This window comes from Kitasatospora sp. NPDC034035, assembly GCF_055575755.1.
In genome coordinates this window covers 242,937-268,593 of the sequence record NZ_JBVISA010000010.1, presented here as the reverse complement: position 1 = coordinate 268,593, position 25,657 = coordinate 242,937, and the positions used below count along the sequence as shown (strand labels likewise).

At 73.8% G+C, this 25,657-nt stretch carries 18 protein-coding genes; 8 read left to right on the top strand and 10 right to left on the bottom strand.

Annotated features, from left to right (window positions below; translation table 11 throughout):
* Window positions 1–64: 64 nt before the first annotated feature.
* The 6 genes from ACZ52J_RS17205 to ACZ52J_RS17180 all read right to left on the bottom strand — a co-directional run bounded on the left by ACZ52J_RS17205 (window position 65) and on the right by ACZ52J_RS17180 (window position 9,336).
* Window positions 65–1,450: a serine hydrolase domain-containing protein gene (locus ACZ52J_RS17205; RefSeq protein ID WP_465619674.1), complete on the bottom strand. Its 1,386-nt coding sequence runs from the start codon at window positions 1,448–1,450 to the stop codon at window positions 65–67.
* A gap of 160 nt (window positions 1,451–1,610) precedes the next feature.
* Window positions 1,611–2,975 carry a M1 family metallopeptidase gene (locus ACZ52J_RS17200; protein ID WP_465619672.1) on the bottom strand — a complete coding sequence of 455 codons (1,365 nt, stop codon included), beginning with the start codon at window positions 2,973–2,975 and terminating at the stop codon, window positions 1,611–1,613.
* The gene (locus tag ACZ52J_RS17195; RefSeq protein WP_465619629.1) at window positions 2,972–6,862 is read right to left on the bottom strand and encodes a Pls/PosA family non-ribosomal peptide synthetase; all 3,891 of its coding nucleotides are present in this window, start codon (window positions 6,860–6,862) and stop codon (window positions 2,972–2,974) included. Before ACZ52J_RS17195 ends, ACZ52J_RS17200 begins: the two co-directional genes overlap by 4 nt.
* A 415-nt stretch (window positions 6,863–7,277) precedes the next feature.
* Window positions 7,278–8,144: an NmrA family NAD(P)-binding protein gene (locus ACZ52J_RS17190; RefSeq protein WP_465619627.1), complete on the bottom strand. Its 867-nt coding sequence runs from the start codon at window positions 8,142–8,144 to the stop codon at window positions 7,278–7,280.
* On the bottom strand, window positions 8,141–8,629 hold the full coding sequence (locus ACZ52J_RS17185; RefSeq protein WP_465619625.1) for a hypothetical protein: 489 nt from the start codon (window positions 8,627–8,629) through the stop codon (window positions 8,141–8,143). Before ACZ52J_RS17185 ends, ACZ52J_RS17190 begins: the two co-directional genes overlap by 4 nt.
* 185 nt (window positions 8,630–8,814) lie before the next feature.
* Window positions 8,815–9,336: a MarR family winged helix-turn-helix transcriptional regulator gene (locus ACZ52J_RS17180; RefSeq protein ID WP_465619623.1), complete on the bottom strand. Its 522-nt coding sequence runs from the start codon at window positions 9,334–9,336 to the stop codon at window positions 8,815–8,817.
* Between the two features lie 108 nt (window positions 9,337–9,444).
* Between ACZ52J_RS17180 and ACZ52J_RS17175 the strand changes: the two genes are divergently transcribed.
* Window positions 9,445–9,600 carry a hypothetical protein gene (locus ACZ52J_RS17175; RefSeq protein WP_465619621.1) on the top strand — a complete coding sequence of 52 codons (156 nt, stop codon included), beginning with the start codon at window positions 9,445–9,447 and terminating at the stop codon, window positions 9,598–9,600.
* 49 nt (window positions 9,601–9,649) lie between these two features.
* On the opposite strand, the gene ACZ52J_RS17170 is transcribed toward ACZ52J_RS17175, so the two are convergent.
* A complete protein-coding gene (locus ACZ52J_RS17170) occupies window positions 9,650–10,855 on the bottom strand; it encodes an FAD-dependent monooxygenase (protein WP_465619619.1) in 1,206 nt (401 codons plus the stop codon).
* A gap of 493 nt (window positions 10,856–11,348) precedes the next feature.
* On the opposite strand from ACZ52J_RS17170, the gene ACZ52J_RS17165 reads away from it, so the two are divergent.
* Window positions 11,349–11,939, top strand: a complete 591-nt coding sequence (locus tag ACZ52J_RS17165) for a TetR/AcrR family transcriptional regulator (protein ID WP_465619617.1) — start codon at window positions 11,349–11,351, stop codon at window positions 11,937–11,939.
* 4 nt (window positions 11,940–11,943) lie between these two features.
* Here the strand turns inward: ACZ52J_RS17165 and ACZ52J_RS17160 are convergent, their stop codons facing one another.
* Window positions 11,944–12,618 (bottom strand): TetR/AcrR family transcriptional regulator C-terminal domain-containing protein, encoded by a 675-nt coding sequence (locus ACZ52J_RS17160; RefSeq protein ID WP_465619615.1) that lies wholly within the window; start codon window positions 12,616–12,618, stop codon window positions 11,944–11,946.
* Window positions 12,619–12,747: 129 nt separating this feature from the next.
* Between ACZ52J_RS17160 and ACZ52J_RS17155 the strand changes: the two genes are divergently transcribed.
* From ACZ52J_RS17155 to ACZ52J_RS17145, 3 genes are all read left to right on the top strand, one after another.
* Window positions 12,748–13,080 (top strand): hypothetical protein, encoded by a 333-nt coding sequence (locus ACZ52J_RS17155; RefSeq protein ID WP_465619613.1) that lies wholly within the window; start codon window positions 12,748–12,750, stop codon window positions 13,078–13,080.
* A 290-nt stretch (window positions 13,081–13,370) separates the two neighbouring features.
* The gene (locus ACZ52J_RS17150) at window positions 13,371–14,987 is read left to right on the top strand and encodes an alpha/beta hydrolase (protein ID WP_465619611.1); all 1,617 of its coding nucleotides are present in this window, start codon (window positions 13,371–13,373) and stop codon (window positions 14,985–14,987) included.
* A 419-nt stretch (window positions 14,988–15,406) separates the two neighbouring features.
* Window positions 15,407–16,954 carry an FAD-binding oxidoreductase gene (locus tag ACZ52J_RS17145; protein ID WP_465619609.1) on the top strand — a complete coding sequence of 516 codons (1,548 nt, stop codon included), beginning with the start codon at window positions 15,407–15,409 and terminating at the stop codon, window positions 16,952–16,954.
* A 180-nt stretch (window positions 16,955–17,134) separates the two neighbouring features.
* On the opposite strand, the gene ACZ52J_RS17140 is transcribed toward ACZ52J_RS17145, so the two are convergent.
* Window positions 17,135–17,872 carry an ABC transporter ATP-binding protein gene (locus ACZ52J_RS17140; RefSeq protein WP_360491228.1) on the bottom strand — a complete coding sequence of 246 codons (738 nt, stop codon included), beginning with the start codon at window positions 17,870–17,872 and terminating at the stop codon, window positions 17,135–17,137.
* A 407-nt stretch (window positions 17,873–18,279) separates the two neighbouring features.
* Between ACZ52J_RS17140 and ACZ52J_RS17135 the strand changes: the two genes are divergently transcribed.
* The 3 genes from ACZ52J_RS17135 to ACZ52J_RS17125 all read left to right on the top strand — a co-directional run bounded on the left by ACZ52J_RS17135 (window position 18,280) and on the right by ACZ52J_RS17125 (window position 25,428).
* Window positions 18,280–21,489: an FtsX-like permease family protein gene (locus ACZ52J_RS17135; RefSeq protein ID WP_465619606.1), complete on the top strand. Its 3,210-nt coding sequence runs from the start codon at window positions 18,280–18,282 to the stop codon at window positions 21,487–21,489.
* Window positions 21,486–24,311 (top strand): hypothetical protein, encoded by a 2,826-nt coding sequence (locus ACZ52J_RS17130; protein ID WP_465619604.1) that lies wholly within the window; start codon window positions 21,486–21,488, stop codon window positions 24,309–24,311. Before ACZ52J_RS17135 ends, ACZ52J_RS17130 begins: the two co-directional genes overlap by 4 nt.
* 115 nt (window positions 24,312–24,426) lie before the next feature.
* Window positions 24,427–25,428, top strand: coding sequence for an ABC transporter ATP-binding protein (locus ACZ52J_RS17125; RefSeq protein ID WP_465619602.1), 1,002 nt, complete (start codon window positions 24,427–24,429; stop codon window positions 25,426–25,428).
* 24 nt (window positions 25,429–25,452) lie between these two features.
* Here the strand turns inward: ACZ52J_RS17125 and ACZ52J_RS17120 are convergent, their stop codons facing one another.
* Window positions 25,453–25,635 (bottom strand): hypothetical protein, encoded by a 183-nt coding sequence (locus tag ACZ52J_RS17120; RefSeq protein WP_360491216.1) that lies wholly within the window; start codon window positions 25,633–25,635, stop codon window positions 25,453–25,455.
* Window positions 25,636–25,657 lie beyond the last annotated feature (22 nt).

Sequence of the window (25,657 nt, the reverse complement as noted above, 5' to 3'; positions counted from 1 at the left end):
CACCGTACGCCCCCGCGGTCGCGGTCACCCCACCCGGGCCACCCGGCTCACGTGCCGACCCGGCTCACATGGCCCGCCAGCCCGCCGGGTCGACGCCGCCCGGGACGGCGTCGGCCGGTCCGTACGGTTCGCGGGTGTAGACGAAGGAGCCGACGTCCAGGTGGCTGACCGTGCCGTCGGCGCCCCGGACCACCCGCAGGGTCTCGCCCGCGTAGTAGTTGTCCAGGCCGGTCCAGGTGCCGTCCGCCTCGGGCCGGAAGCACGAGCCGCGGCCGCCGCCGGCGCCGGCGAGCGGCGCGAGCTCCAGCACCCGGCCGGCCCGTAGCCGCAGGGCGTTCGGCGCGGCGCCCCAGTACCAGGGGCCGGTCAGCTCCAACAGCTCCTCGTCCACCTCGTTCAGCGGGCGCCACGGCTCGGGCAGCCGCGGCTCGTGCTCGGCGGTGAGCGCGATCAACCGGGCGGCCAGCTGCGCGGTGTCGGCACCGCTGGTGGCGTTGGAGAGGGCGAACGCGGCCAGGCCGTCGGCCTCGCTGATCCACAGGCCCGCCGTGAAGCCGGGCATCGAGCCGGTGTGCCCGGCCAGCAACCGGCCCCCGTGTCGGCGCAGTTGCAGGCCGAGGCCGTACGCCTTGGTCCACCCGGCGTCCTCCGGGGCGACGGCGGGGCGGCGCATCTCGGCGAGGGTGTCGGCGGACAGCACCTTGTCGTCGCCGACGGCGAGGAAGGCCGCCCAGCGGGCCAGGTCGGCGCCGGTGGACCAGAGTTGGCCGGCCGGGCCCATCAGGCCGGTGTCGGTGAGCGGCTCGGGCTGCATGACGTCGGCCCACGGGTGGACGGCGAAGCCCCCGGCGTGCGGGTGCTCGGGCAGCAGCGTGGTGCGGTCCATGCCCAGCGGCGCCAGCACCTCGCGGTGCAGCACCTCGCCCCAGGGCTCGCCGCGCAGCTTCTCCACCAGCGCGCCGAGCAGCGCGTAACCGGGGTTGGAGTAGTGGTGGAGCCGGCCGGCCGGGTGCTTGAGCGGACGTTCGGCCTCCAGGAGGTCGCCGAGGCCGGGCCGCAGCGAGCCCTCGGTCCGCTCCCACCACGGGCCGGGGGTCTCGGCGGCGAGCCCCGCGGAGTGCGAGAGCAACTGGGCGATCGTCGCGCCGCCGGCCGGGGTGCCGGGCAGGTGGTGGGAGAGCGGGTCGGCGAGGTCGAGCAGGCCCTCGTCGCGCAGCCGCAGCACCAGCACGGCGACGAAGGTCTTGGTGAGCGAGCCGATCCGGTACTGGACGTCCGGGGTCGGCGCGTGGCCGTCGATCATGCTGCGGGCGCCGCTCCACACCAGCCGCCCGCCGCGCACCACGCCGGCGACGATCGAGGGCGTGCGCCCCTCGGACTGGGCGACGGCGAGCCGGTGCAGCAGGGCGCGGCGGGTGGTGGGGAGCAACTCGTCGGGCAGGTCGGTCATGTGGTCTTCGAAACTCATCGACATGTGACGGACAGTAGTCCAGCCCGGCCCCGCCTCCGACCGGATAAACCGCCCCGCCTCCGACCGGATAAACCGCCCCGCCTCCGACCGGATAAACCGCCTCTCCGCCGACCGGACGACCGGCTGTCCCGACGCGCGGTCAGCCCGGCAGCGGCGGGAGCTCCGGCCGTTCCAGCCAGGCCTCGAAGAGCGGACCGAGCGGGGTGGCGACGTACCGGGAGGCGTGCGCCCGCAGGTCGGCGGTGTCGACCACGCCGTGCCGGTTGATGCTCGTCCAGTCCCGCAGCATCGCGAAGAACGCGTCGTCGCCGAGGGCCCGCCGCAGCGCGTGCACGACGAGCCCGCCGCGCTGGTACAGCCGGTCGTCGAACATCAGCTTCCGGCCCGGGTCGCCGAGCGTCAGGTCCTGTGGCAGCCCGGACAACAGCGCGTGCGCGGCGGCGGCGTGGGTGGCCGCGGCCGGGCCGCCGGCGTGCTCGGACCAGAGCCACTCCGCGTACTTGGCGAAGCCCTCGTTGAGCCAGATGTGCCGCCAGTCGGCGATCGTGACGCTGTTGCCGAACCACTGGTGGGCCAGCTCGTGCGCGATCAGCCGTTCGCGCTCCCAGCCGCCGCCGAGGTGGTTGGTGCCGAAGGTGGCGATGCCCTGCGCCTCCACCGGGACGTCCAGTTCCTCGTCCGCGAGAACGACCGCGTACTCGCCGAAGGGGTACGGCCCGAAGACCTCGCCGAAGTAGGTCGTCATCTCCGGCTGCCGGGCGAAGTCCCGGGCGAACCCGGTGGCCAGCCGCTCCGGCACGTACCCGGTCTGCGGCACGGCCGGCCGCGCGGCCAGCGGCACCGGCCGGTAGTGGCCGATCGACACCGTCACCAGGTAGGTCGAGGTCGGCGCGCTCTGCTCGTACACCCAGGTGGTGCTGGACGCCTGGGTGGTGCGGGTCAGCAGCCGGCCGCTCGCCACCACGGTGAACGGGGACGGCGTGGTGACCGCGATCTGGTAGGTCGCCTTGTCGGCGGGCCGGTCGTTGCACGGGAACCAGGACGGCGAGCCGACCGGCTGGCTGGCCACCAGCGCGCCCTCGGTCAGCTCCTCCCAGCCCAGGCCGCCCCACGGGCTGCGCACCGGGCGCGGGTTGCCGGTGTAGTGCACCTCGACGGTGAACGCCGCGCCCGCCGCGAGCGGCTTGGCCGGGCGGATGCGCAGCTTGCCGGCGCGGTGGGTGTAGCGGGCGGCCCGGCCGTCGACCAGCACCCGCCCGATCCGGAACTCGGCCAGGTCGAGCGCGAACTCCGCCAGCACCGTGTCCGCCACCGCGCTCAGCCGGGCCGAACCGGCCAGCCGGTTGGGCCCGGGCCGGTAGTCCAGCGTCAGCTCGTAGCGGTGCACCCGGTAGCGGTGGTCGCCGCTGGTCGGGAAGTACGGGTCCGGGGCGCCGGCGGCCGCCGGGGCGTGCTTGGGCTTCACGGGGACGGGGGCTTCCTGCGGGCCGGGACGGGTGGTCATGACGTGGTCTGCCACGCCTCGATGGGGTTGCCCAGCCACCGCGTGTCGTCGGGGACGGACTCGGCGCGCATCACCAGCGAGGCCGGGCCCAGCGTGCTGCGCGCGCCCACCGTGCTGCCGGGCAGCACGATGCCGCCCGGGCCCAGGGTGGCGCCCTCGCGGAGGACCACAGTATCCATCCGCATGATCCGGTCGTGGAAGAGGTGGGTCTGTACGACGCAGCCCCGGTTGATGCTGACCCCGTCGCCGAGGGTGACCAGATCCGCTTCCGGCAGCCAGTAGCTTTCGCACCAGACACCGTGCCCGACGTGCGCGCCGAGCGCCCGCAGCCACAGGTTCAGCACCGGCGTGCCCGGCACCGCACCGACCAGCCAGGGCACCGCCAGCATCTCCACGAAGGTGTCCGCCAGCTCGTTGCGCCACACGAAACCGCTCCACAGCGGGTGCTCCACCGCCCGGAACCGCCCGACCAGCAGCCACTTCGCCGCCACCGCGACCACGCAGGCCACCGCGCCGGCCCCCAGCAGCACCACGCCCGACAGCAGCGCGGCGGTCAGCGGCGAGCCGGCGGCCAGCCAGGACAGCGCCGCCACGGTCAGCAGGCCCAGTGCCCCCGAGGCCAGCACCGGCACCACCCGGGCCAGCTCGACCAGCCCGCGCGCCCACAGCAGCCGGGCCGGCGGCTCGTAGGTCAGGCTCTGATCGGCCCGGTCCGCCGAGCGCGGCAGCCGCATCGGCGGCATGCCCAGGTACGAGCCGCCCTTCTTCGCCTTCGCCGGCGTCGCCGACAGCACGCCCACCAGGCCGCGCTTGGGCACCGACCGGCCCGGCGCGGTCATCCCCGAGTTGCCGAGGAACGCCCGCTCGCCGACCTTCGCCTCGCCGAGCCGCACCCAGCCGCCGCCCAGCTCGTACGGCGCCATCAGGGTGTCGTCGGCCAGGAACGCGCCGTCCCCGACCGTGGTCAGGCTGGGCAGTGCCAGCACCGTGGACACCTCGGCGCCCCGGCCGACCCGCATCCCGAGCGCCCGCAGCCACAGCGGCGTGACCAGCCCGGCGTAGAGCGGGAACAGCACCTCCCGGGCGCGGTCCATCAGCTGGGTGACCGTCCACGCCTGCCAGCCGACCCGGCCGTGCAGCGGGTGCAGCCCGGGCACCAGGCCGATGCTCAGCAGCCGGACCAGCACCAACAGCTGCGCCGCGTACACCGCGCCGTACGCCAGGGTGGCCGGCAGCAGGCCGAGCAGCGCGCCGCCGAGCGCGGGCCCGAGGGAGTCGCCCTGGTGGACGAAGCGGGCGAACACGGCCAGCCCGGCGAGGGCCGGCAGCGCCGGGAGCAGGCCGAGCACGGCACCGCCGGCGCCGTACATCGCGGCCCAGCGGGCCCGGCGCGGCGGGCGATCCTTGGGCCAGGTGCGCTCGGCACGGCCCAGCTTGACGGCGGGCGCGCCGCCCCAGCGCTGGCCGGTCGGCACCTGGCCGGTGACGCTGGAGCCGGCCACCACCTGGGCGCGCTTGCCGACCCGGGCACCGGGCAGCAGCGTCGAGCGGGTGCCGACCACGGCGCCGGAGCCGACCTTGACCTGGCCGATCAGCAGCCGGTCGCCGTCCAGCCAGTAGCCGCACAGGTCCACCTCGGCCTCGACAGCGCAGCCGCGGCCCAGCTTCAGCATCCCGGTGACCGGCGGCAGCGAGTGCAGGTCCACGTCGGGCGCGACCTTGCAGCCCAGCGCACGGGCGTAGCGCACCAGCCAGGCGCCGGACAGCGAGGTCGCACCGCTCAGCTCGGCGAGCCGCTCGGCCGCCCAGAGCCGCAGGTGGACCGCGCCGCCGCGTGGGTGGCTGCCGGGGCGCAGGCCGCGCAGCAGCAACCGGGCACCGCCCGCCGAGACCGCCAGCCGCCCCGCCGGGGTGTACAGCGCGAGCGCGCCCGCGCCGACCCACCACCAGGAGGCGGTGGGCGCCCACGGATAGTCCCCGAGGTGCGTGAGCAGGTTGCCGGCGGCCAGCAGGGCGACCGTCCAGCGCAGGCCGACCACGGTGAACAGCGGGATCAGCGTGAGCAACTGCAGCAGCTTGGCCCTGGTCGGCACGAGGGTCACCGTGCGGGCCTCGACGCTCTCGGCGGCGGTGCCCTCCAGGTGCCGGGCGAGCTTGCGCAGTGTCGGGTGCTGGTAGATGTCGAGGACGGCCGCGCTGGGGTAGCGGCTGCGCAGCAGGGTGGTCAGCCGGGCGGCGGCCAGGCTGCCGCCGCCGATCGCGAAGAAGTCGTCGCGCGGGCCGCCGACCGTGATGCCGAGGATCTCGGACCACTGCTCGGCCAGCCAGGCCTCGGTGCCGTACAGCTGCTCGGTCGGTCCGGCGGCCTCCAGCTCGGGCAGCGGCCAGGGCAGGGCGTTGCGGTCCACCTTGCCGGAGGTCCGGGTGGGCAGGGTCTCGACGGTCGCGAGCAGCGGGACGAGGGCGGCGGGCAGTTCGGCGCGCAGCCGCTCGACGGCCCGCTCCCGGTCGAAGCCGTCCTGGACCACCAGGTAGCCGACCAGCAGCTGGTTGCCGCCGCGCGCGGTCCGGACGGCGGCGGCCCCGCCCGCCACACCGGGCAGGGCCTGCAGCGCCGCGTCGACCTCGCCGAGCTCGATGCGGCGGCCGCCCAGCTTGATCTGCTCGTCGGTGCGGCCGAGGAACAGCAGACCGGCCGGGTCGGCCTGGACGAGGTCGCCGCTGCGGTAGGCGCGCTCCCAGCCCAGCGAGGACAGCGGCGCGTACTTCTCGGCGTCCTTCTCCGGGTCGAGGTAGCGGGCCAGGCCGACGCCGCCGATCACCAGCTGACCGGTACCGCCGGGGGCGACCGGCTCGCCGGCCTCGTCCACCACGGCGAGGTCCCAGCCGTCCAGGGGCAGGCCGATCCGCACCGGGCCGTCGCCGGTCAGCAGCGCGGCGCAGGCGACCACGGTGGCCTCGGTGGGGCCGTAGGTGTTCCACACCTCGCGGCCCTCGGTGACCAGGCGCTGCACCAGCTCGGGCGGGCAGGCCTCGCCGCCGAAGATCAGCAGCCGTACCTCGTTGAGTGCCTCGGCCGGCCACAGCGCGGCCAGCGTCGGGACGGTGGAGACCACGGTGATCTCCTGCTCGGCCAGCCAGGGGCCGAGGTCGGCGCCGCTGCGAACCTGGGAGCGGGGGACCGGCACCAGGCAGGCGCCGTGCCGCCACGCCAGCCACATCTCCTCGCAGGAGGCGTCGAAGGCCACCGAGAGGCCGGCCATCACCCGGTCGCCCGGGCCGATCGGCTCGTCCTGGAGGAAGAGCGCGGCCTCGGCGTCCACGAAGGCGGCGGCGTTGCGGTGGGTGACGGCGACGCCCTTGGGCTTGCCGGTGGAGCCGGAGGTGAAGATGATCCAGGCGTCGTCGGCGGGGGTGGGGCGGCGGTCGGGCGCGGTCGTCGGCTCCGCCGTCGCGGTCAGGGCGCGCCCGGAGCCGAGTACGGCGGCGACCCCGGCCTCGCCGAAGACCAGCTCGGCGCGCTCGTCCGGGTCCTCCGCGTCCACCGGGACGTAGGCGGCCCCGGCGGCGAGCACGGCGAGGATCGAGACGTACAGGTCGTTGGTGCCGGAGGGCACCCGCACGCCGACCCGGTCGCCCGGGCCGATCCCGGCGGCGGCCAGCCGGCGGCGCAGCTGCTCGACCTCGGCGGCCAGCGCGCGGTAGCTGAGCACGGTGCGGCCGTCGTCCAGGGCCGGCTCGTCGGGGTGGGCGCGCACAGTGGCGTCCAGGACGTCCACCAGGGTGCGCGGCGCGGCGGCCGGGCGGCCCGGGAACAGGGCGCGCGACGGCGCGGCGATCTGCTGCGGCCGGCTGGGCTCGTTCGGCTGGCTCGGTTCAGCTGTCATGGCAGCCCGTGCGCTCCTCGTCCTCGCCCCGTTCCGATCGATGCCCGGCCCCTGGGGGCGGTGGGAGCACTCGCCGTAACCGGGTGACCCCACTCCGGGGCCGGAGCGGACAACCCGACCGATGGTAGCTCCGGTTGACCGGCGGCGTAGGGGGCCGCGCTCGACCCAACTCGACCCAACTCGGCCGAGAGTGAAAGAATCTGACGAAGCATCAGTCGACAACTGGGGCCCTCTGGGCTTGATGTGACGGTAAATCAGTCGAATTGACGGATCGTCAGACCGGATTTCGGATCGTGATCCACACCACAGCGAATACTGCTCCCTTCGGGTGGCGGGCCCGGCGTTTCGGCCGTTTCCGGAGCTCTTTCGGCCCCGCGGCCCGGGCCGGTCCGGGCCCGCCACCCGGTCGGGACGGTCAGCGGAAGCGGTGCAGGTGCTCCCGGAGGAAGGCTTCCAGTGTGCGCGGAGTGCGCCCGGTGACACGGGCGAAGGCGTCGTCGGGCGTCTCCCGGCGGACCACCGCGAGCTGCTGGATCTCCACCACGTGGGCGGCGAGCCAGTCCGGCATCCCGGCCCGCCCGACCAGGTGGCCGTGCAGCTCGGCCGGGGAGAGGTCGACGTAGCGGACCGGCCGGCCGAGCAGCTTGCCCAGCAGCGCGGTGAGCTCCGGGTGGCTGTAGGCCCGCCCGCCGGTGAGCGGATAGCTGCCGGCCGCCGGCTCCGCGCGGGTGAGCACGTCGGCGGCGAGGTCGCCGATGTCCCGGACGTCCACGTAGTTGCAGCGCGCCTGCCCCGTCGCGCCGTGCACCACCCCGGCGGCGGCGATGCCGGGCGCCAGGAGCAGCAGCTTCTGCATGAACGCGTACGGACGCAGCACGGTGGTGGTGACGCCGGAGGACCGCAGGCGCTCCTCGATCAGGTGGTGGCCCCGGGAGACCGCGACGGGGGAGTCCGGCTCGGCGGCGGGAGCGGAGACCTTGACGATGTGCCCCACCCCGCAGTCGAGGGCCGCGTCGATCGCGTTCAGCTCGTACCGGACCTGATCCGGACTGTTGGCCATGGTGAGGAAGAGCCGGTCGGCGCCACGGAAGGCCGTGCGAAGGGACGCCGGGTCGGCGGCATCGGCCGGGAACGGCTCGGTCCGCGCGAGCGTCCGCTCGTCCAGCCCGGCGGCGAGGCGGGCGGGATCGCGGCTGAGCGCGCGGCTCGGGGCGCCGAGGGCGGAGAGGCTGCGCAGGGTGGCGCCGCCGGTGGCGCCGGCGGCGCCCATGATGACGATCATGTCGTCTGTCCTTCGGGTCGGGGTGCGGTGTGGAGGTGCTGCTGCGGTTCGCGGATGCGGCGGCTGCCGCGCCAGCGCCAGGTGGTGATGGTGGCGGCGATGGCGGAGGAGACCGGCAGGTCGACCGGCAGCCGGTGCGGCCAGGAGCTGTCGGCGAGGATCGGGACGTGCGGGAGCCAGCGCGCGGCGGCCAGGCCGACGGCGAGGCCGAGCGCGGCGGCGACCAGACCGAGGACGGCTGCCGCCAGCGCGCGAGGCGTCCGGGCGGGCCTGGCGCGGACCGGGCGGCGGCGCAGGACGGCCCCGAGCACGGCGGCCACGAGGGCCGAGGTGCCGCCGATGGTGGTGAGGGCGGCGACCACCAGCGGCTGCTGTCGGGTGGCGGCTCCGCCGAGGCCGGCCATCACCGCGGGCATGGCGTAGGCGGCCAGGACCTCGCGCCACAGGACGAACGGCGGCGGAGCGCCGGGGGCCTTCTTGCTCATGGGTTGTCTCACCTTCGGGTTCGCGGTTCCGGTGGAGCCGATTAGGCGCCTAATTATTTGTGATTAGGTGCCTAACTAATGGGGTTGAGAGGAGGCGGGCCGTCCGGGGGCCCGCCTGGGGGTGCGGTAGTCGGTGCGCGGTCGATGTGCGGCCGGTGCGCAGTCGGTGCGTGGCCGGTTCGTGCTCAGTCGGCGGTCAGTGCGTCGATGCCCGCGACCACCCGGGCCAGCAGAGCGAGGAAGGTGGCGCGCTCCTCGACGGAGAGGCCGCCGACCATCGCCTGCATCCGGGCGAAGTGCTCGGGCGCCAGGTCGCGCAACTTGTCCGCGCCGCGCGCGGTCAGGATCACCACATTGCCGCGCCCGTCCTCGGTCGACGGGCGGCGGGCCACCAGGCGCTCCCGTTCCAGGCCGTCGACCAGGCCGGTCACGGTCGCCCGGGACACGCCCAGGCTCGCCGCGAGCTGGGATGGCGACTTCTCGCCGCCGTCGTCCTCCAGGTCGGCCAGCAGGCGGTAGCGGCCGGTGGAGAGCCCGAAGCGGCCGAAATGCACCTCGCCGGCCTGACCGATCCGCGCCCCCGCCGTCATCAGCCGGGCCGCGACCAGAACCGCCTGCGGGTCGGCCGGAAGGCCGTAGCGGGCAATCTGGCGGCGGGCCTGATCGAGGGTCGGGGCGCCGGGGTCGGGCTCGGAGTGCTGCGTCACGAAAAGTAATATGGCGCCTCATCAGATTCCCCGTCAAGCCCCGCTCGGCGATTCCGGGCCGAAAGTCGCTGGGGAGCGATCGACTGTGCGCGGGAGACGATCCCGCGCATGATGAGTCCTCGCCGGCTCCGGGCCCTCTGCACCGTGTCCGTCCTCCTGTCCGCCATCCCGGGACCGAGCGTGCTGATCGGCGGCACGGGAGGACTGGCCGTGATCGGCCCGGGCGCCACCGTCGCTGCCACCGGCCGCGCCGACACCCGTTGACTGCGGCAACCCGGCGAGCGTCTGTGGGCCGGCCGCGGGTGCCGAGATCCTAGACGGCGCGGGGTGTGATCCGGGGCGGCGTCCAGTCGGCGTGCTTCAGGACGGTCCGGACCATCACGCCCGGCGGGGTCAGCCGGATCGCGGTGTTGCGCAGACCGACCGCCAGCGGGTTCGTGAGCTGCTGACCCATCCGGCCGGCCCGCCGGGCATCGCGGACGACGGTCTGGCTGCGCGGACGGCGCACCGCGTCGTAGCGGGCGAGCGCACCCTCGATCGACCGCCCCTCGATCGACCGCCCCTCGACCATCCGCACCTCGGCGAGCGCGGCCGCGAGGGTCACCGCGTCCTCCAGGGCTTGGCAGGCGCCCTGGCCGAGGTAGGGCGTCATGGCGTGCGCGGCGTCGCCGAGCAGGGCTATCCGACCCGCGACGTACGAGGGCAACGGGGTGACCAGCTCGTTCACGTCGTGGTGCAGCACCGCCTCCGGGCGGGTCGCGGCGAGGAGCGCGGGGATCGGCTGGTGCCAGCGCGCGAAACGGCGGCGGACCTCCGTCAGCGGGTCCCGGTAGCGGAGCCCGGCCGGGGCGTTGACGACGGCGTGCCACTCGGCCGTACCGTCCGGGAAAGCGATGTGGCCGAACTCGGCGCCGTGGCCCCAGGTCAGCTCGAAGTCGGCCGTCAGCCCGTCGATCGGGCGCTCGGTGATCGCCCGCAGGACCGTCGAACCGCTGTACACCGGCCCGGGATGGGCGGGGAAGAGGCGGTGCCGGAGGCGGCTGTTGATCCCGTCGGCCGCGACGACGAGGTCGGCGTCCAGCGTGGTGTCCCCGGCGGTGACCCGGACCCGGGAGGGATGTGTGGTGTCCACATCGGTCACCTCGGTGCCGATCACCAGGGACTCCGCCGGCAGCGCCTCGCGCAGGATCCGATGCAGGTCCGCGCGCCGGATGCCCACGATCGGCGCGCCCAGCTGCCGCTCCAGCGCCTGCCCGTCCATCGCCGCCAGCCGGCGGCCGTCCGGCGTACGGGTGCCGCCGGTGTACTGACGGCGCGAGGCCGCCTCGACCGCCTCGCCGACGCCCAGGGCGGTGAGCGCGCGCATCCCGTTGGCGGCCAGCGAGATGCCGGCCCCCGCGTCGTCCAGAACGGCCGCCCGTTCGACCACGGTCACGCCCCACCCCGCCAGCCGGAGCCCGATCGCGGCCGCCAGCCCGCCGATCCCGCCCCCGACCACCACCGCGCTGTTGCCACCCATGCCCGGTCCTCCCGTGTCGCCCAGTTGGTTTCTACAGATGTAGAAGGACCGTACTACGGGCTTATACGGGCTTGGGGCCGGAGGGGCCCGCTACAGCTCCCACCCCGCTCGCCCTGCCCCGCACTCCGCAGGGCCGATCACCCCGGCGGCATCGCGGCCCCGGCCACCCGTCCGTACTCTCCTCCACCCCGATGCCTCGGCGCTTCGCAGGGACGCGGCGCCCTCCGGCCGGCGTGTGGCCGGGCTGGAGGTGTGGAGGCGCGCCGAGCGCGGTCCTGGGCCTGGGGCTGTCGGAAGTGACCGGCGGGCTGGGCGGGGTGGGCGCGGCGGAGGAGGCGGTCGGGCCGGGGGTGTGCCGTCCGGTGGGGGTGGGTCGATCGGAGGCCGGCTGCTCGGGAGCGGTTGGTGGGCCGTGGTTTCCAGGCAGCTGGGCAGGGGCTGAGCCGCTGGTGCCGGTGGGTGGTCCGGGGGCTGCTGCCGGTAGAAAGGGGGGATGCGGCGAGATGAGGAGCAGGGGCGGCCGGATCGGCGGACGGTGTTGGCGGACGCGGCGATCGGGGTGCTGGCGGACCTGGGGGTGCGGGGGCTGACGCACCGGGCGGTGGACGCGGCGGCGGGGCTGCCGGTGGGGACCACCTCGGCCTACCTGCGGACCCGGCAGGCGCTGCTCACCACGCTGGTGCGCCGGCTCGTGGAGCTGGACCAGGGGGAGCTGCAGGTGATGGGGGAGTCGGTACCCGTCCGCTCGGTGGAGGAACTGGTCGACGGTATCCACGAGTTGATGCTTCGTCGGCTGAGCGGCGAGGGGCGGCGCCGCTCGCTCGCCCGGTACGCGTGCGCGGTGGAGAGCGTGCGCGATCCCGAGCTGCGGGAGATCCTCGTGCCGCGGGAGAACGCGGGGCGCGCCGCCGTCCGGGCCTTCCTGGCGGAGCGGGGCGCGCCGGACCCCGATGGGCGGACCGGCACGCTGCTCGCCTGCATCGACGGCCTGCTCTTCGACCGCCTGGTGGGCGGGGGAGAGCCCGGAGTCGACGAGATCGAGGGGCTGGTGGCGGCCGCCCTGCGCGGGGCGAGCGGGAGTTAGCCGGTCACGACCGCCTCTCCCGGGTGGGCTCCAGTTCGGCGGCGTAGCCCGCGAGCAGGATGCGGAGCGTGCGCTGGAAGCACTGCTCGGAGTCGAGGCCTTCGCCGGTGGCGAAGGCCTTCGCGAGCTGGGGGTAGGTGTTCCGGTCCAGGGCGGCGAACTGCTCGGGCTCGGGCTCGGTGCCCTCGTGGTGGGGGGTCTCGCCGACCTCGCCGAGGGTGTGCCCGATGGTCCACCGGACGACGGAGTTGAGGACGTCGAGTGCGTCGCCGAGCGGGACGCCGTCCTCGTGGAGCACGGTGATGCCGCGTTCCAGCAGGGCGAGGGCGCTGGGGGTGGCGGCGGGGCGGGTGGCCAGGACGGTGAGCATGGCAGGGTGGTCGAGCAGCAGTCGGCGCAGTTCGACGGCGAATTCGCGGACGACCTCGGTCCACGGGCCGCTGGGCTCGGCGAAGAGGTCTCCGGCGGACAGCTCCAGCAGGCGCTCGACCATGCCGTCGAGGAGCGCGGCCTTGCTGGGGACGTAGTGGTAGAGCGTCATGCCCTCGACGCCGAGTGCCGCGCCGAGTTTGCGGTTGGAGAGCGCGGCGAGGCCGTGTTCGTCCACGTAGGCGAGGGCGGCGTCGATGATCTTCTCGCGGGTCAGGCCCGTTCTCGGGCGGGTGCGCCGGTTCGGCATCTGCTCCTCCTGGGCTCCGGGTGTCACCGGGGCGGTTCCGGTGGGACCTTGACAACTCTTGCAGTGCAAGAAAAGAATACTCGACGTCAACTTCTTGCACTGCAAGAAACGAAGTCCGGGGAGGATGTCATGCAGCTCGTCGCCGTCATGGTGCGCAAGCTCAACGAGGGTGTGGAGTACGGGGAGTTCCGCAAGGCGTGGATCCCGGACGAGGTGTTCCCGGACGACCCGCGCACCCGGGTGATCAGTGCCACCGCGTTGGAGGACTCGCGGGAGATCATCACCATCGCGCTCATCGAGGGCGACCACGGGCCGGAGTCCATGCAGGCCTGGATGGAGCGGCTCACCCCGGTCGAGGAGCGCCGCTTCGAGCGGATCAAGGACCTGGTGGGCCCGCCGACGCTGAACGCCGTCTACCAGGTGGTCGCCGAGGACAACCTGGCGCAGCCGATCGCGAAATAGGGGCGCCCCTGCCGCGGATCCCACCGGCGACCCGCCACCCGTCACCCGTCACCCGTCACCCGCCACCCGCGACCTGACCCGACTCGGCCGGGCCGGCCGTCGGGTGAGAGCGTCTGGAGGATCGGCGGCAAAATGACTGACCGTTAGGTCAATCAGCCGTCAAGTTGGTTCATTCACAGAATATTCCGCCGAGTTCGGCATGATGCGCGGACAATATTCCGCTGCTCCGAGGTCTTCACACGGAGATCTCCGGCTGACAGTCTGGGGCAGCCCTTTACCAAGGAGGTTCCTTGTCCCGCATATCCACGATGGCCGGAGCAGTCGCCTGCGCCCTCGCCCTTGTCACTGGTTCCGCCGTCGCCGCCTCGGCGGCGCCGATCGACCAGGCCCCGGGTCTGGCCGAGGCGAAGGTCGACCCTGTCGCCTGGACGCCGTGCAACCCCGATCCGAGCAAGCCGGACCCGGGCATCTATGACTGCGCCGTCTACCCCGTGCCGCTGGACTACGACAACCCGTCGGGCGAGAAGGTCGGCATCGCCATGATGCGGCGGCGGGCGAGCGACCCGTCGAAGCGGATCGGCTCGCTGTTCCTCAACCCGGGCGGCCCGGGCGGCAGTGGCTACCTGTGGGCGACGACCAGCCGCTTCGGCCCCGAGGTGCAGTCCAAGTTCGACCTGATCGGCTTCGACCCCCGTGGCGTGGCCCGGAGCAACCCGCTCAAGTGCTTCAAGACCCAGGAAGAGGCCGACGCGGTCAACAACCGCATGGTCGCGGTGCCGGTCGCCAAGGCCGAGGTCAACGAGACGCTGGACGCGGACCAGGACTACACGGACGCCTGCAGCAAGAACGCGGGCCCGCTGATCGAGCACATGTCGACCATCAACGTGGTGCGCGACCTCGACCGGATGCGCCGTGCCGTCGGTGACGCCCAGCTCACCTTCGCCGGTTTCTCCTACGGCACCCTGATCGGTTCGACGTACGCCAACATGTACCCGAACAAGGTCCGCGCGATCATCATCGACGGCAACGTCGACCCGAACCTGCGCCTGCACAACGGCCTGGAGTACGACCGTCAGCGCGCGGGCGGCTTCGAGCTGGCCCTGGACGAGTTCCTGAAGCGTTGCCAGACGGCCGGCGCCCCGCGCTGCGCGTTCGGCGAGGGCGACACCCGGGCCAAGTTCGACGGGCTCCGCGACCACCTGCGGACCAGCCCGATCACGCTGCCGAACGGCTCCCAGGTGACGCTGAGCAGCTTCACCAGCGAGGTCGCCGGCGCCCTGTACTCGCAGGCGAAGCTGGCCCCGCTGGCCAAGTCGCTGCAGGCCACCTACCAGGTGCTGCAGAAGTCGAGCGCCGCCACCCTGCTGGCGCCGAAGGCGAACGTCGCGGAGGAGGACGCCAACCTCCTCTCGGTGAACGTGCCGCGGGCGCTGCGGGAGGCCCCGGTGGACTCCGAGTACACCGCGGACGACTCCTACATGGGCGTCAACTGCCAGGACAAGCCGTACCCGTCGAACGACCGGGTGTTCGCGAACGTGGCCAAGACCTGGGAGCAGGAGTCGCCGACCTTCGGCCGCTACCAGGCCTTCGACGCGCCCGCGTGCGCGAGCTGGCCGGCCCCGGCCCGGGACGCCGAGCGCTTCTCCGGCCCGTGGAACAAGAAGACCTCCAACACCGTGATGGTCATCGGCAACCTCTACGACCCGGCGACCCAGTACAAGTTCGCCCAGCGGATGCAGCAGGAGCTGGGCAACGCCGTGCTGGTCAGCGTCGACTCGATCGAGCACTGCGCCGTCGGCCGCAGCACGGCGCTGAACGGTCTGGTCACCCGCTACCTGGTGGACGGCACCGCGCCGAAGTCGGGCCAGCTGCTGAAGCCGGACGCGGAGATCTTCCCGGCGGTCTGACGGCCCGGCCCTCGGGCGCCTGACGGATGAGACGACGGTTGTGGTGGTCGGCGGTGTTGCCGGCCACCACAACCGTGTTTTCCGGCCGACTTCCCGGAGCGCGCGGGGAAAGCGAAAGAAGATCGTCATCGAACCTCCAGGGGAGTGGGTTCCGTCGAGTTGTCGGTGACCGTAGTCGATGCCACTGACAATGGGGTTCGCTGGGGCGCCGGGCGTCAGCATTCGGATAGGTCACCGAAAATGACGTACTGTCACACTTTTTATAAATTATTTCCCACCGTCGAATGCCCGTGTTAGCGTGCGGTCAGCCGGCTTCTCTCGAATCGAGAAAGTGGGGACGGAGCATGAAGGGCGAATCCTCCCGGCGGGGATTCCTGGGCGGTGCCGGCGCGGCGGCAGCCGGGATCACCGTCGGTTCCATGAGTGCGGCGGCGGCCGGCGGAGTGCCCAGGGAACTGCCGAAGGGGCGGTCGATCCTGCCGGGCGATCCCCGGTACCAGACGCTCGGCCAGGGCTTCAACCAGCGGTGGAGCAGCAGCCCCGCCTACATCCGGCTGGTGGGCAACGAGGCCGACGCCGTCGCCGAGTTGAACCGGGCCCTGGACCGTGGACTGCGGCCCACGGTCCGCGGGGGCGGGCACTGCTACGAGGGCTTCGTCGACAACGACCGCGGCGTCATCCTCGACCTCAGCACGATGCGCGGCGTCGCCGCCTCGACGGACAAGTTCGGCCGGCCCACCTACTGCGTCGAGGGCGGCGCGACCAACTGGGACGTCTACACCACACTGTTCCGGGAGTACGCCGTCACCCTGCCCGCCGGGTCCTGCTACTCGGTCGGTGTGGGCGGGCACATCTGCGGCGGCGGGTTCGGTCTGCTCTCCCGGCGGCACGGGCTCACGGTGGACCACCTCGTCCAGGTCGACGTGGTCACCGTCCGGGGCGGCACCGCCGTGGTGACGGAGGCGCACCGCGACGACGCGAAGGGCTCGCCGGAGCAGGACCTCTTCTGGGCCCACACCGGCGGCGGTGGCGGGAACTTCGGGGTGGTGCTGCGCTACCACTTCGCGACGGAGGCACCCCAGCCGCCGCCCCGGGTCTGGCTCAGCAGCGTGGCCTGGCCGTGGGCCGAACTGCTCGAGCGGCCCGCCGACTTCGAGACCCTGGTGCGCAACTTCGGCACCTTCATGGCGGAGCACAGCGGCCCGCAGGAGTCCGTGTACCAGGGGCTGTTCGCCATCCTGAAACTCACCCACCACTCCAACGGGAACGTCGTCCTGTTCAGCCAGTGGGACGGCGACGACCCGGCGTCCCTCGACGCCTTCGTGGCGGCCGTCGAGCAGGGGATGGCCACCCGCTCGGTGGTCCAGACCCGCGCCGCCGGCGGACTGTTCCTGCCGTACCCGGAGAAGCGACGCCAACTGCCGTGGTTCCAGGCCACCATGACACTCAACCCCTCGGGCGACAACCAGCGCGGCAAGTACAAGTCCGCCTACCACCGGGAGCCGTTCGGCCCGGCCCAGATCGCCACCTTCTGGGACTGGCTGGTGCGGGACGTCGAGGGGGCGGACCTCTCGAAGACGCTGGTCCAGATCGACTCCTACGGCTGCCGGATCAACACCCGTCGGCCCGAGGAGACCGCCGTCCCGCAGCGCGACTCGGTCATGAAGCTGCAGTACCAGACCTATTGGACCGATCCTGCGGAGGACACCGCCCACCTGACCTACCTGAGCGGCTTCTACCGCGACGTCTACCGGGAGACCGGAGGCATTCCGGAGATCGACACCGCGACCGACGGCGCCTACGTCAACTACCCCGACGTCGACCTGGGCACGGCCAACCAGCCCGACCCGGCCTACCCCCGGCTGTACTACAAGGACAACTACGCGCGGCTGCAGCGGGCCAAGGCGTACTGGGACGGCGAGGAGGTGTTCCACCACGCGCAGTCCATCGTCCCGGCCAAGGCCTGACCGTCCTCCCACCCGCCACGCGGCGGAGCCAGAAAGACGCGAGGAGGCGCGAGGAGGCAGGAGGAGGCACAGGAAAGCACGGAAAGGCAGGGGTAAGCGCGGAAAGGTGTGAGGACGCACCCCGCATCCCCGCGCCCCGTCATGCCGCACCGGCCCGGGCGAGCGGGCCGCTCGCTTCGGCTACGCGGCCTGCTCCGCCCCCTCCTCGACGATCCGCCCGTCCCGGAGCTCGATCACGCGGTCGGCGAGCCCCATCAGCGTCGGGTCGTGGGTGGCGACCAGCACCGTGACGCCTTCGCTGCGCACCACCGCGCGCAGCAGCTCCATGATCGAGCGGCCGGTCTCCGAGTCCAGCTGACCGGTGGGCTCGTCGGCGATGATCAGGCCGGGCTCGTTGGCCAGCGCACGGGCGATGGCGACGCGCTGCTGCTGGCCACCGGAGAGCTCGCCGGGGCGCTGGTTGGCGTGGTCGGCCAGGCCGACCAGCGCCAGCAGGGTGTGTGCACGCTCCTCGCGCTCGGCCGGCGGGACTTTGCGCAGCCGCATCGGCACGCCCACGTTCTCGGCGGCGGTGAGCATCGGGATCAGCCCGAAGGACTGGAAGACGAAGCCGATCCGCTCGCGCCGCAGGGCGAGTCGGCCGTCCTCGTTCAGTCCGGCGAGGTCGATGCCGTCGAGGGAGATGCTGCCGCCGGTCGGGGAGTCCAGGCCGCCGACCAGGTTGAGCAGGGTGGTCTTGCCTGAGCCGGACCGGCCCTTGAGCGCGGCGAGTTCGCCTCGGCCGACGGCGAAGGAGACGCCGCGCAGGGCGTGCACCGTCCGCTCGCCGGTACCGAAACTGCGTCGGAGGTCGGTCACGGCCACCATTGGTTCGGTGGTCGTGGTGGCGATGGCGGTGGCGGCCTGATCCTGCGTCATGCGGCGTCCCCCCTGTGGGCGTGGCGACTCGGTCCTATCCGGTGTCTACGGATGCGGTGGCTCCGTCGGTTCACGTTCCCGATGGGGAATCCGGAAAAGCGGAGTCCCCGGCCAAAGGAGCGCAGTGGAGCCAGAGTTGTGAAGTGTGCATGGCATTCCAGCGGTACAGCCTCGGCCGGGATGCTACCAATGGAAAGAATTTGCTCATTACTTACTTGATTCGCGCAAGTCCCTTCCGTTCCTGGATCGCATCTGACAGCATCGTCCGCTATCCGGTGATCGAATGCCGGTGATCAATGCGCCGGTGTGTCCTCGATGTGTCCATCCGTGGCCGATTTGTGCCCGGGTCGGGTCGGTGGGCGGGGTCGGCGGACGCTACCGGGGACGTCATCCGGGGGAGGAACTTGATGCTCGGCTTCGTCGTGCGCCGGCTGCGCGGGCGACTGCCGCTGGCTGCTGCCGTTCTGCTGACGGTACTGATCACCACGGCGGTGCTGACCGCCTTGGTGACCTTCAACAGCAGTGTCGGTCAGGCCGGCCTGCGGCAGGCGCTCCAGGGCCCCGGTCACACCCGGACCACGGTGGTGGTGACGGCCGAACACGGGCCGGACCAGCGGTCGAAGGACGAGGAGGCGCTCGCCTCCTACCGGCAGAAGCTGTTCGGCGACCTGCCCGTGCGCACCGACAGCATGCTGCGCAGCCGCTCCTACGGTCTGCCGACCGGCGACGCGGCCGGAACGACGGGTGTGGCCGGAACGGCGGGTGCGGCCGGAACCCCTGCCGCGGCCGGAACCCCTGCCTCGCCCATCGCGCCCGCCGCGGCCAAGGTCGACCTGACGGTCCTCGCCGATATCGACCGAGGCCGCGTCCGGCTGCTCGCCGGGGCGTGGCCGGGCGCCGCCGCAGGGCCCGTCCAGTCCGCCGCCCCGCAGGTGGCGGTACCCCACACCGTGCTGGCCCGCCTCGGCCTGACGGAGCAGGCGCTGCCCGCCGATGTGCAGCTCGCCGACCGGTTCGACGGCAAGCCGCTGACCGTGCGGGTCACCGGTGCCTACCGGGCCGTCGACCCGTTCGACCCGTACTGGCGGATCGACCCGGTCGGCGGTCACGAGGTCGAGGTCGGCGACTTCACCACCTTCGGTCCGATGATGGTCGACCAGAGCGCCTTCACCGTGGGCGGTCTGCTGCAGAGCAGCCGCGGCTGGCTGCTCGACGCCGACTTCGCGGGCGTCGGCCAGGACACGGCCCAGGCCATCGGCGACCGTTCCCAGGGCCTCGCCGACGACCTGCGGAAGACCGCGTCGCTCAGCGCGAAGACCGAACTGGCCGACGTCATGCGCGAGTTGTCGGCCGGCATGATGGTCGCCCGGTCCACCCTGCTGATCGGCGCCCTGCAGCTGGCCGTCCTCGCCGCAGCGGCACTGCTGCTGGTGGTCCGTCTGATCTCGACCCGTCAGGAGTGGGAGAACGAGCTGCTCGCGGCCCGTGGCGCCTCCGGCACCCGGCTCGGTGCCCTCACCGCGCTGGAACTGGTGCTGCTCGCGGCCCCGGCGGCGGTGTTCGCGCCGCTGCTCACCCCGTTCCTGGTCCGCGTCCTGGCGGGCCTCGGCCGGTCCCACCAGGTCGCCCTGGACACCGGCATCAGCGCGGCGCTCTGGCCGGTGGCCGCGCTCGGCGCCCTCGCCTGCATCGTGCTGGCCACCGTGCCCAGCCTGCTGCGCGGTGCCGGCGCGGCCCTGCGCCGCCGGACCGGCCGCCGCCAGGCCGTGGTCTCCGGCATCGCCCGCAACGGCGGCGACCTCGCCGTGCTCGTCCTGGCCGCCCTCGCCTACCAGCAGCTCGACCAGTACGGCGGCGGGCTCTCCACGGACTCCTCGGGCAAGCTCGGCGTCGACCTGCTGCTGGTCGCCACCCCCACTCTGGCGCTGTGCGCGGGCACCCTGGTGGTGTTGCGTCTGCTGCCGCTCGCCGCCCGGCTGGGTGCCCGGGTGGCTGCCGGGGGCCGCGGCCTCGGCCCGGCCATGGTCGGCTGGCAGCTGGCCCGTCAGCCCGCGCGGGCCACCGGCCCCGTGCTGCTGCTCGTGATGGCGGTGGCCACCGGCGTCCTCGCCCTCGGCCAGCAGGCCACCTGGACCGCCTCCCAGCGGGACCAGGCGGCCTTCGAGACGCTCGGCGGCCTGCGGATCTCCGCCTCGCACGGCTCGCTGATGGGCCAGGCCGGCCGCTACGGCGCCCTGCCGGGCGGCGACCGGCTGGTCCCCGTGGTGCGGGATGAGCAGCAACTGCCGTCCGGCGCCGGACAGGTGCTCGCCGTGGACACCGCCGCTTTCGCCGACCGTGTTCCGGTGCGCGGCGACCTGCTGGACGGGTACACCCGGGACGAACTGTTCCGCCCGCTCGCCCAGCCCGCCCCCGCCGGAACGGAGGACGGGTTGCCGCTGCCCGGCCACCCGTTGCGGATCGACGCCGACATCTCCACCGACCAGGCCGGGTACCCGGCTTCCGACCAGGCCCTGCGGGTGACGTTCCTCCTCCGGGACCGCTTCGGCATCGTCTACAAGGTCCCGTTCAGCGGTGTCCCGGCCGACCACGACCTCCGGGGCTCGGCCCCGCTGAGCACGCTGGTCGACGCCCCGATGGGCTCCGCCGCCGCGCCGCTGACCGTGATCGGGGTGACCGCGTCCGCCGGCAACAAGGGCGAGCGGGCGGCCCTCGTCCGCCGGCTGGCCGTGTCCGACACCGCCGACGGGCCCGCGACCGCCGTCCCGGTGCCGTCCGGTGCCGCCTGGTCGGGCGCTCAGAGCGCCGGCGCGGCGGCCGGGACGAGCACGCCCACGACCGTGCGGGGCGTCGCCACCCGTGACTACCTGAAGGCGACCGGCTCCTCGGTCGGCGACACCGTCCGGGTGCCGTTCAGCGGGACCATCCTCCCGATCAAGGTCACCGCGTCCGTCGAGGCCCTGCCGGTGGCGGGCCGCAGCGCGGTCCTCGTCGACCTCGCCACCACCGCGCGCGTGCTGGCCGCCCAAGGCCGCACGGTGTCCGGCAGCGCCGAATGGTGGCTGCCCGCCGCAGGCCCGGGCGACCGCGTCCCGGCCCGGGCCGCCGCCGCGCTCCGGACGGGACCCGGTTCCCAGGACGTCCGGCTCTACGACGAGGTGGCCGAGGGCCTCCTCGGCGACCCGGTCGGCGCCGCCCCGCAGAGTGCGCTGACGGCCATCGCGGTCGTCACCGCCGTCCTCGCGGCGATCGGCTTCGGCGCCGCCGTGGCCGGCTCCGCCCGCCAGCGCTCCCAGGACTCGGCCCTGCTGCTCGCCCTGGGCGCGCCCCGTCGGCTGGTCTCCCGCACCAGCGTGGCCGAGCCGGCTCTGCTGGTCGTCCTCGGCGGTGCCGTCGGCGTGGGGCTCGGGGCCCTGCTCGTCCATCTGATCGTGCCGTTCGTCGTGCTGACCCCCGCCGCCCGCCGGCCGCTGCCCGAGGCGGTGGTCGGGCTGCCGGTGGGCCGGGCGCTCCTGCTCGCCGCCGCGATCGCCGTCGTCCCGCTGCTGTCGGCGTTCCTCGTCGGACGCCGCCGTAGGAATGTGGCCACCCGGCTGCGCCTCGTGGAGGAGATGTGACCACCCAGGCCGGCACCCCCGTGCCCACCCCCGACACCGCCCACCAGCCCGCCCACCGCCCCGCACGCTGGGTCCGCACCAGGCTGCGCGCCAGTCCGATGGCCGCGCTGCTCATGGCGGCCCTCGCGCTCGTCACCGTTTTCCTGGCGGCGGCCTTCCCGCGGATCGCGGACCGGGGCGCGGACGCGGCCCTGCGGGACTACGTGGGCCAGCAGGGCCTCAACCTGACCAGCCTGCAGAGCGCCACCAGGACCCGCCTGACCGACACCGCCGCCGCCCTCGACACCGTGCACCGGAGGATCACGGAGCGCGTCGGCCGGGAGCTGACGCTGTCGCAGACCGGCGAGGCCTACGGAGTCAGGGCCGAGGCCTCAGGCGCCATGCTCAACCAGGGCTACGCCCGGCTCTCCGACAACGCGCCGCCGATGATGACCCTCCTCTACCTGCACGGCCTCGAGGACCGGGTGACCCTGACCGACGGCACCTGGCCGACTGCCGCGCCCGCCGCCCTCGGTGCCCCGCTGCCGATCGTGCTGAGCAAGAAGGCGGCCGAGACCATCGGCGTCAAGCTCGGCGACACCATCGACAACGACGGCGGAGGACCCGCGTCGCAGCGTCGCAGCCTGGTCGTCGGCCTCTACCGGGTGAACGATCCGCAGGACCCGTTCTGGGACGACCTCGGCTGCCCGGCCCGCGCCTGCCTGTACTCGCTCAAGGGCACCAACTGGTGGCAGACCACCGGCTTCGTGGACGGCGCGAGCGTGACCGCGCTGGCCGTCTGGGGCTCGGGCGGTGAGAACTTCTGGCGGCTGCCCGTCGCCCCCGGCTCCCTGCGCGCCGACCAGCTCGACCGCACCCGCGCCACCATCGCGTCCTTCCAGACCGGGCCCGGTGCCACCGCGCTGGTCGACGCGACCGAGCGCGCCGACCTGCACACCTCCTCGAACCTGACCGACGTGCTCAACCGGGCGGACGCCCGCTACCAGGCCGCGATGCCGCTGAGCGCGATCGGCCCGGCCGGCGTCGCGGGCGTCGCCGTGGTGGTGCTCTGCCTGGCCGCCGCACTGAACACCGACCGGCGCACCGCCGAGATCCGGCTGCTCCAGGCCCGCGGCGGTTCGCGCGGCGGGGTGCTGGGGCGGCTGCTCGGCGAGGGCGCGGCGACCGTGCTGCCCGCCGCCGTGCTGGGCACGGTGCTCGCCGTGGTGCTGCTGCCCACCCCCCGGTGGGGCTACACGGTCCTGGCGGCGCTCGCCGCGATGCTGCTCGCCCTGCTGGCCTTCCCGGCCCGGGCCGCCCTGTTGTGGTCGCGCACCCGGGGCCCCGGCGGCTGGCGCCGGACGATCGGCGAACTCGCCGTCCTGGCGGTCACCGTCGCGGCCGTGGCGGAGGTCCGGCGCCGTGGCGTCGGCCACTCCGGCACCGGCGTGGACCCCCTGCTGGTGGCCGCCCCGCTGCTGCTCGCGGTGACCGGCGGGCTGCTGCTGGCCCGGATCGAGCCGGTGGTGGTCGGCTGGCTGGCCGCGCTGGCCGGCCGCGGCCGAGGCCTGATCGGCTTCCTCGGCCTGGCCCGGGCGGCGCGCGACACCTCGGGTCGGCGCCGGCCGTCCGCGCTGCCGCTGCTGGCGCTGCTGATCGCCGTCACCACGGCCGGATTCGGTGCCACCGTGCTCGACACGGTGGAGCACGTCCGGACCCGTGCCGCGCGCATCGCGACCGGTGGCGATGTCTCCGTCGTCATCCCGGACTACGCCACCCTGTCCGAGTCGTTCACCGAAGCCGCCGGAAAGCTGCCCGGAGTCCGGGCCGCGACCGGGGCCCGGGTGGAGCCCAAGGCCCTGTTCATCGGGGCGGACAAGGAGTACACCGAGGCGATCCTCGTGGTCGCCGAGCCGACGGCGTACGCGGAGATCGCCCGGACCGTCGGTGCCGGGGAGTTCGACCCGGCGAAGCTGGCCGGTACGCCCGGCGGCCCGGACACCCCGGTGCCCGCGCTGTTCAGCCGAGACCTGGCCAAGCGGCTGGCCGCGGGCACGCCGCAGGTCCGTACGCCCAGTGGGAACCAGCTGCGCACCACCGTCGCCGGGATCGTCACCGCGACGCCTGCGCTGCCGGATCCGGGCAAGCCGTTCGTCGTGGTGCCCGCCGGCCCCGCCGCGGAACGCCTGCCGGAGCTGAAGCGGATGAACAAGTGGTTCGGGGTCGGCGACCCCGACCCCGAGCAGGTCAGGGCGACCCTCCGGGACGGCGGCGTGACCCAGCCGACGGGCCTGGCCAAGCTGTTCGCGGACGAGGCCGCGGCCACCGGAAAGGCCACCCACGGGCTGCCCGCCGGATACACGGTGCACAGCAGCCGGGAGGCCGCCGCCGCACTCGCCGACGACCCGCTGCAGCACGCCGCCGGACGGCTGTTCTGGTACGCGGCCGCCGCCGGAGCCGGGTTCGCCCTGCTCGCGGTCCTGCTGACGCTGTTCCGGGCCGCGCCCGACCGCACCGCCGTCCTCGCCCGGCTGCGGACCATGGGCCTGCGACCCCGGCAGGGGCTGGCGCTGATCATCGCCGAGGCGCTGCCACAGACCCTGGCGGCGGCGGTCGGCGGCGGCCTGGTCGCCGCGGCGGCGGTCGGCCTGCTCGGGCCCGCCTTCGACATCTCCACACTGGTCGGCGCCAAGGTCGGCGACGCCCTGACCCCCACCCTGATGCCGGTGCTGCTGCCCACGCTGGGCCTGGCGCTGCTGGTCTGCCTCGGGGTGGTGGCGGAGACGCTGGTCGCCGGCCGGCGCCAGATCGCCACCGAACTGCGCGCGGGGGAGCCGCAATGACGGGGGAACCGGACGGACGGGCCGTGACGGCGGCGAGGGCCGCCAGGACAGCGGAGACCGGCGCGATGAAGCAGAAAGTACGAGTAGTGCGGACCGTCGAGACAGGAGACGAGCGGTGAACAGCACCCCCCAGGGGCAGGCGGTCGTCGAGGCCCCCAGCCTGCAGGAGCTCCGGCAGCGGGCGCTGGCCGCCGCCTCGCCCACGGCGTACGGCGAGGGCGCGGCCATCGTCTGCGACCGGCTGGTGCGGATCTTCAGCGCCGAGGGCGTCGAGGTCCAGGCGCTGCAGGGCCTGGAGCTGACCATCCGGCAGGGTGACCTGGTCGCCCTGGTCGGCGCCTCCGGCAGCGGCAAGTCCACCCTGCTCACCATCCTCGCCGGGCTGGACGTGCCGACCGCCGGCACCGCCACCGTGGCCGGCTGCGACCTGCTGGAGATGTCCGCCAAAGAGCGGCTGCGCTACCGGCGCGAGGTGGTCGGCTTCATCTGGCAGCAGACCGCCCGCAACCTGCTGCCCTTCCTCACCGCCGCCGAGAACATCGCCCTGCCGATGCAGCTGCGCGGCCGCGGCCGCGGCCGCGGCTCGGGCGCCGGCGGCGCGAAGCAGCAGGCGGCCCGGGCGGCCGAGCTGATGGAGGCCCTGGAGATCGGGGAGCTCGCCCACCGGCGCCCCGACGAACTCTCCGGCGGCCAGCAGCAGCGGGTCGCGATCGCGGTCGCGATGGCCAACAACCCGCCGGTCCTGCTCGCCGACGAGCCCACCGGCGAGCTGGACTCCGAGACCGCCGGGGTGATCTTCGAGTCCTTCCGCACCGTCAACCGCGAACTCGGCACCACCGTCGTGATCGTCACCCACGACCCGATGGTCGCCGGCGAGGTCCGCCGCACCGTCGCCATCCGGGACGGCCGCACCAGCAGCGAGGTCCTGCGCCGCACCGTGACCGACGAGCACGGTGAGGAGTCGGTGAACGAGCGCGAGTACGTGATGCTGGACCGCACCGGGCGGGTGCAGCTGCCGGTCAAGTTCCTGGAGGCGCTGGGCATGGAGCACCGGGTGGCGGTCGACCTCGCGGCCGACCACATCGAGGTCCGCCCGGACGACATCGCCGGACACTGACCCGGTTCCGGCGGGCGGGCGGCGTCAGCTGTCGCCGTCCATCCGCTGGAAGAGGCCGCTGGCCTCGGCGTCCGTACGGAGGTCCGGTGGCGCTCCCTCCGCGGCGCGCTCACCCCGGGAGGTGGCGGTGCAGAGGGCGAAGACGAGCAGGGCACTGGCCGCCACGGCGAGGATGCCCAGTGCGGTCAGGACGCGTAGCCAGGTCAAGGTAGTGCCTCCTGGGGGACGG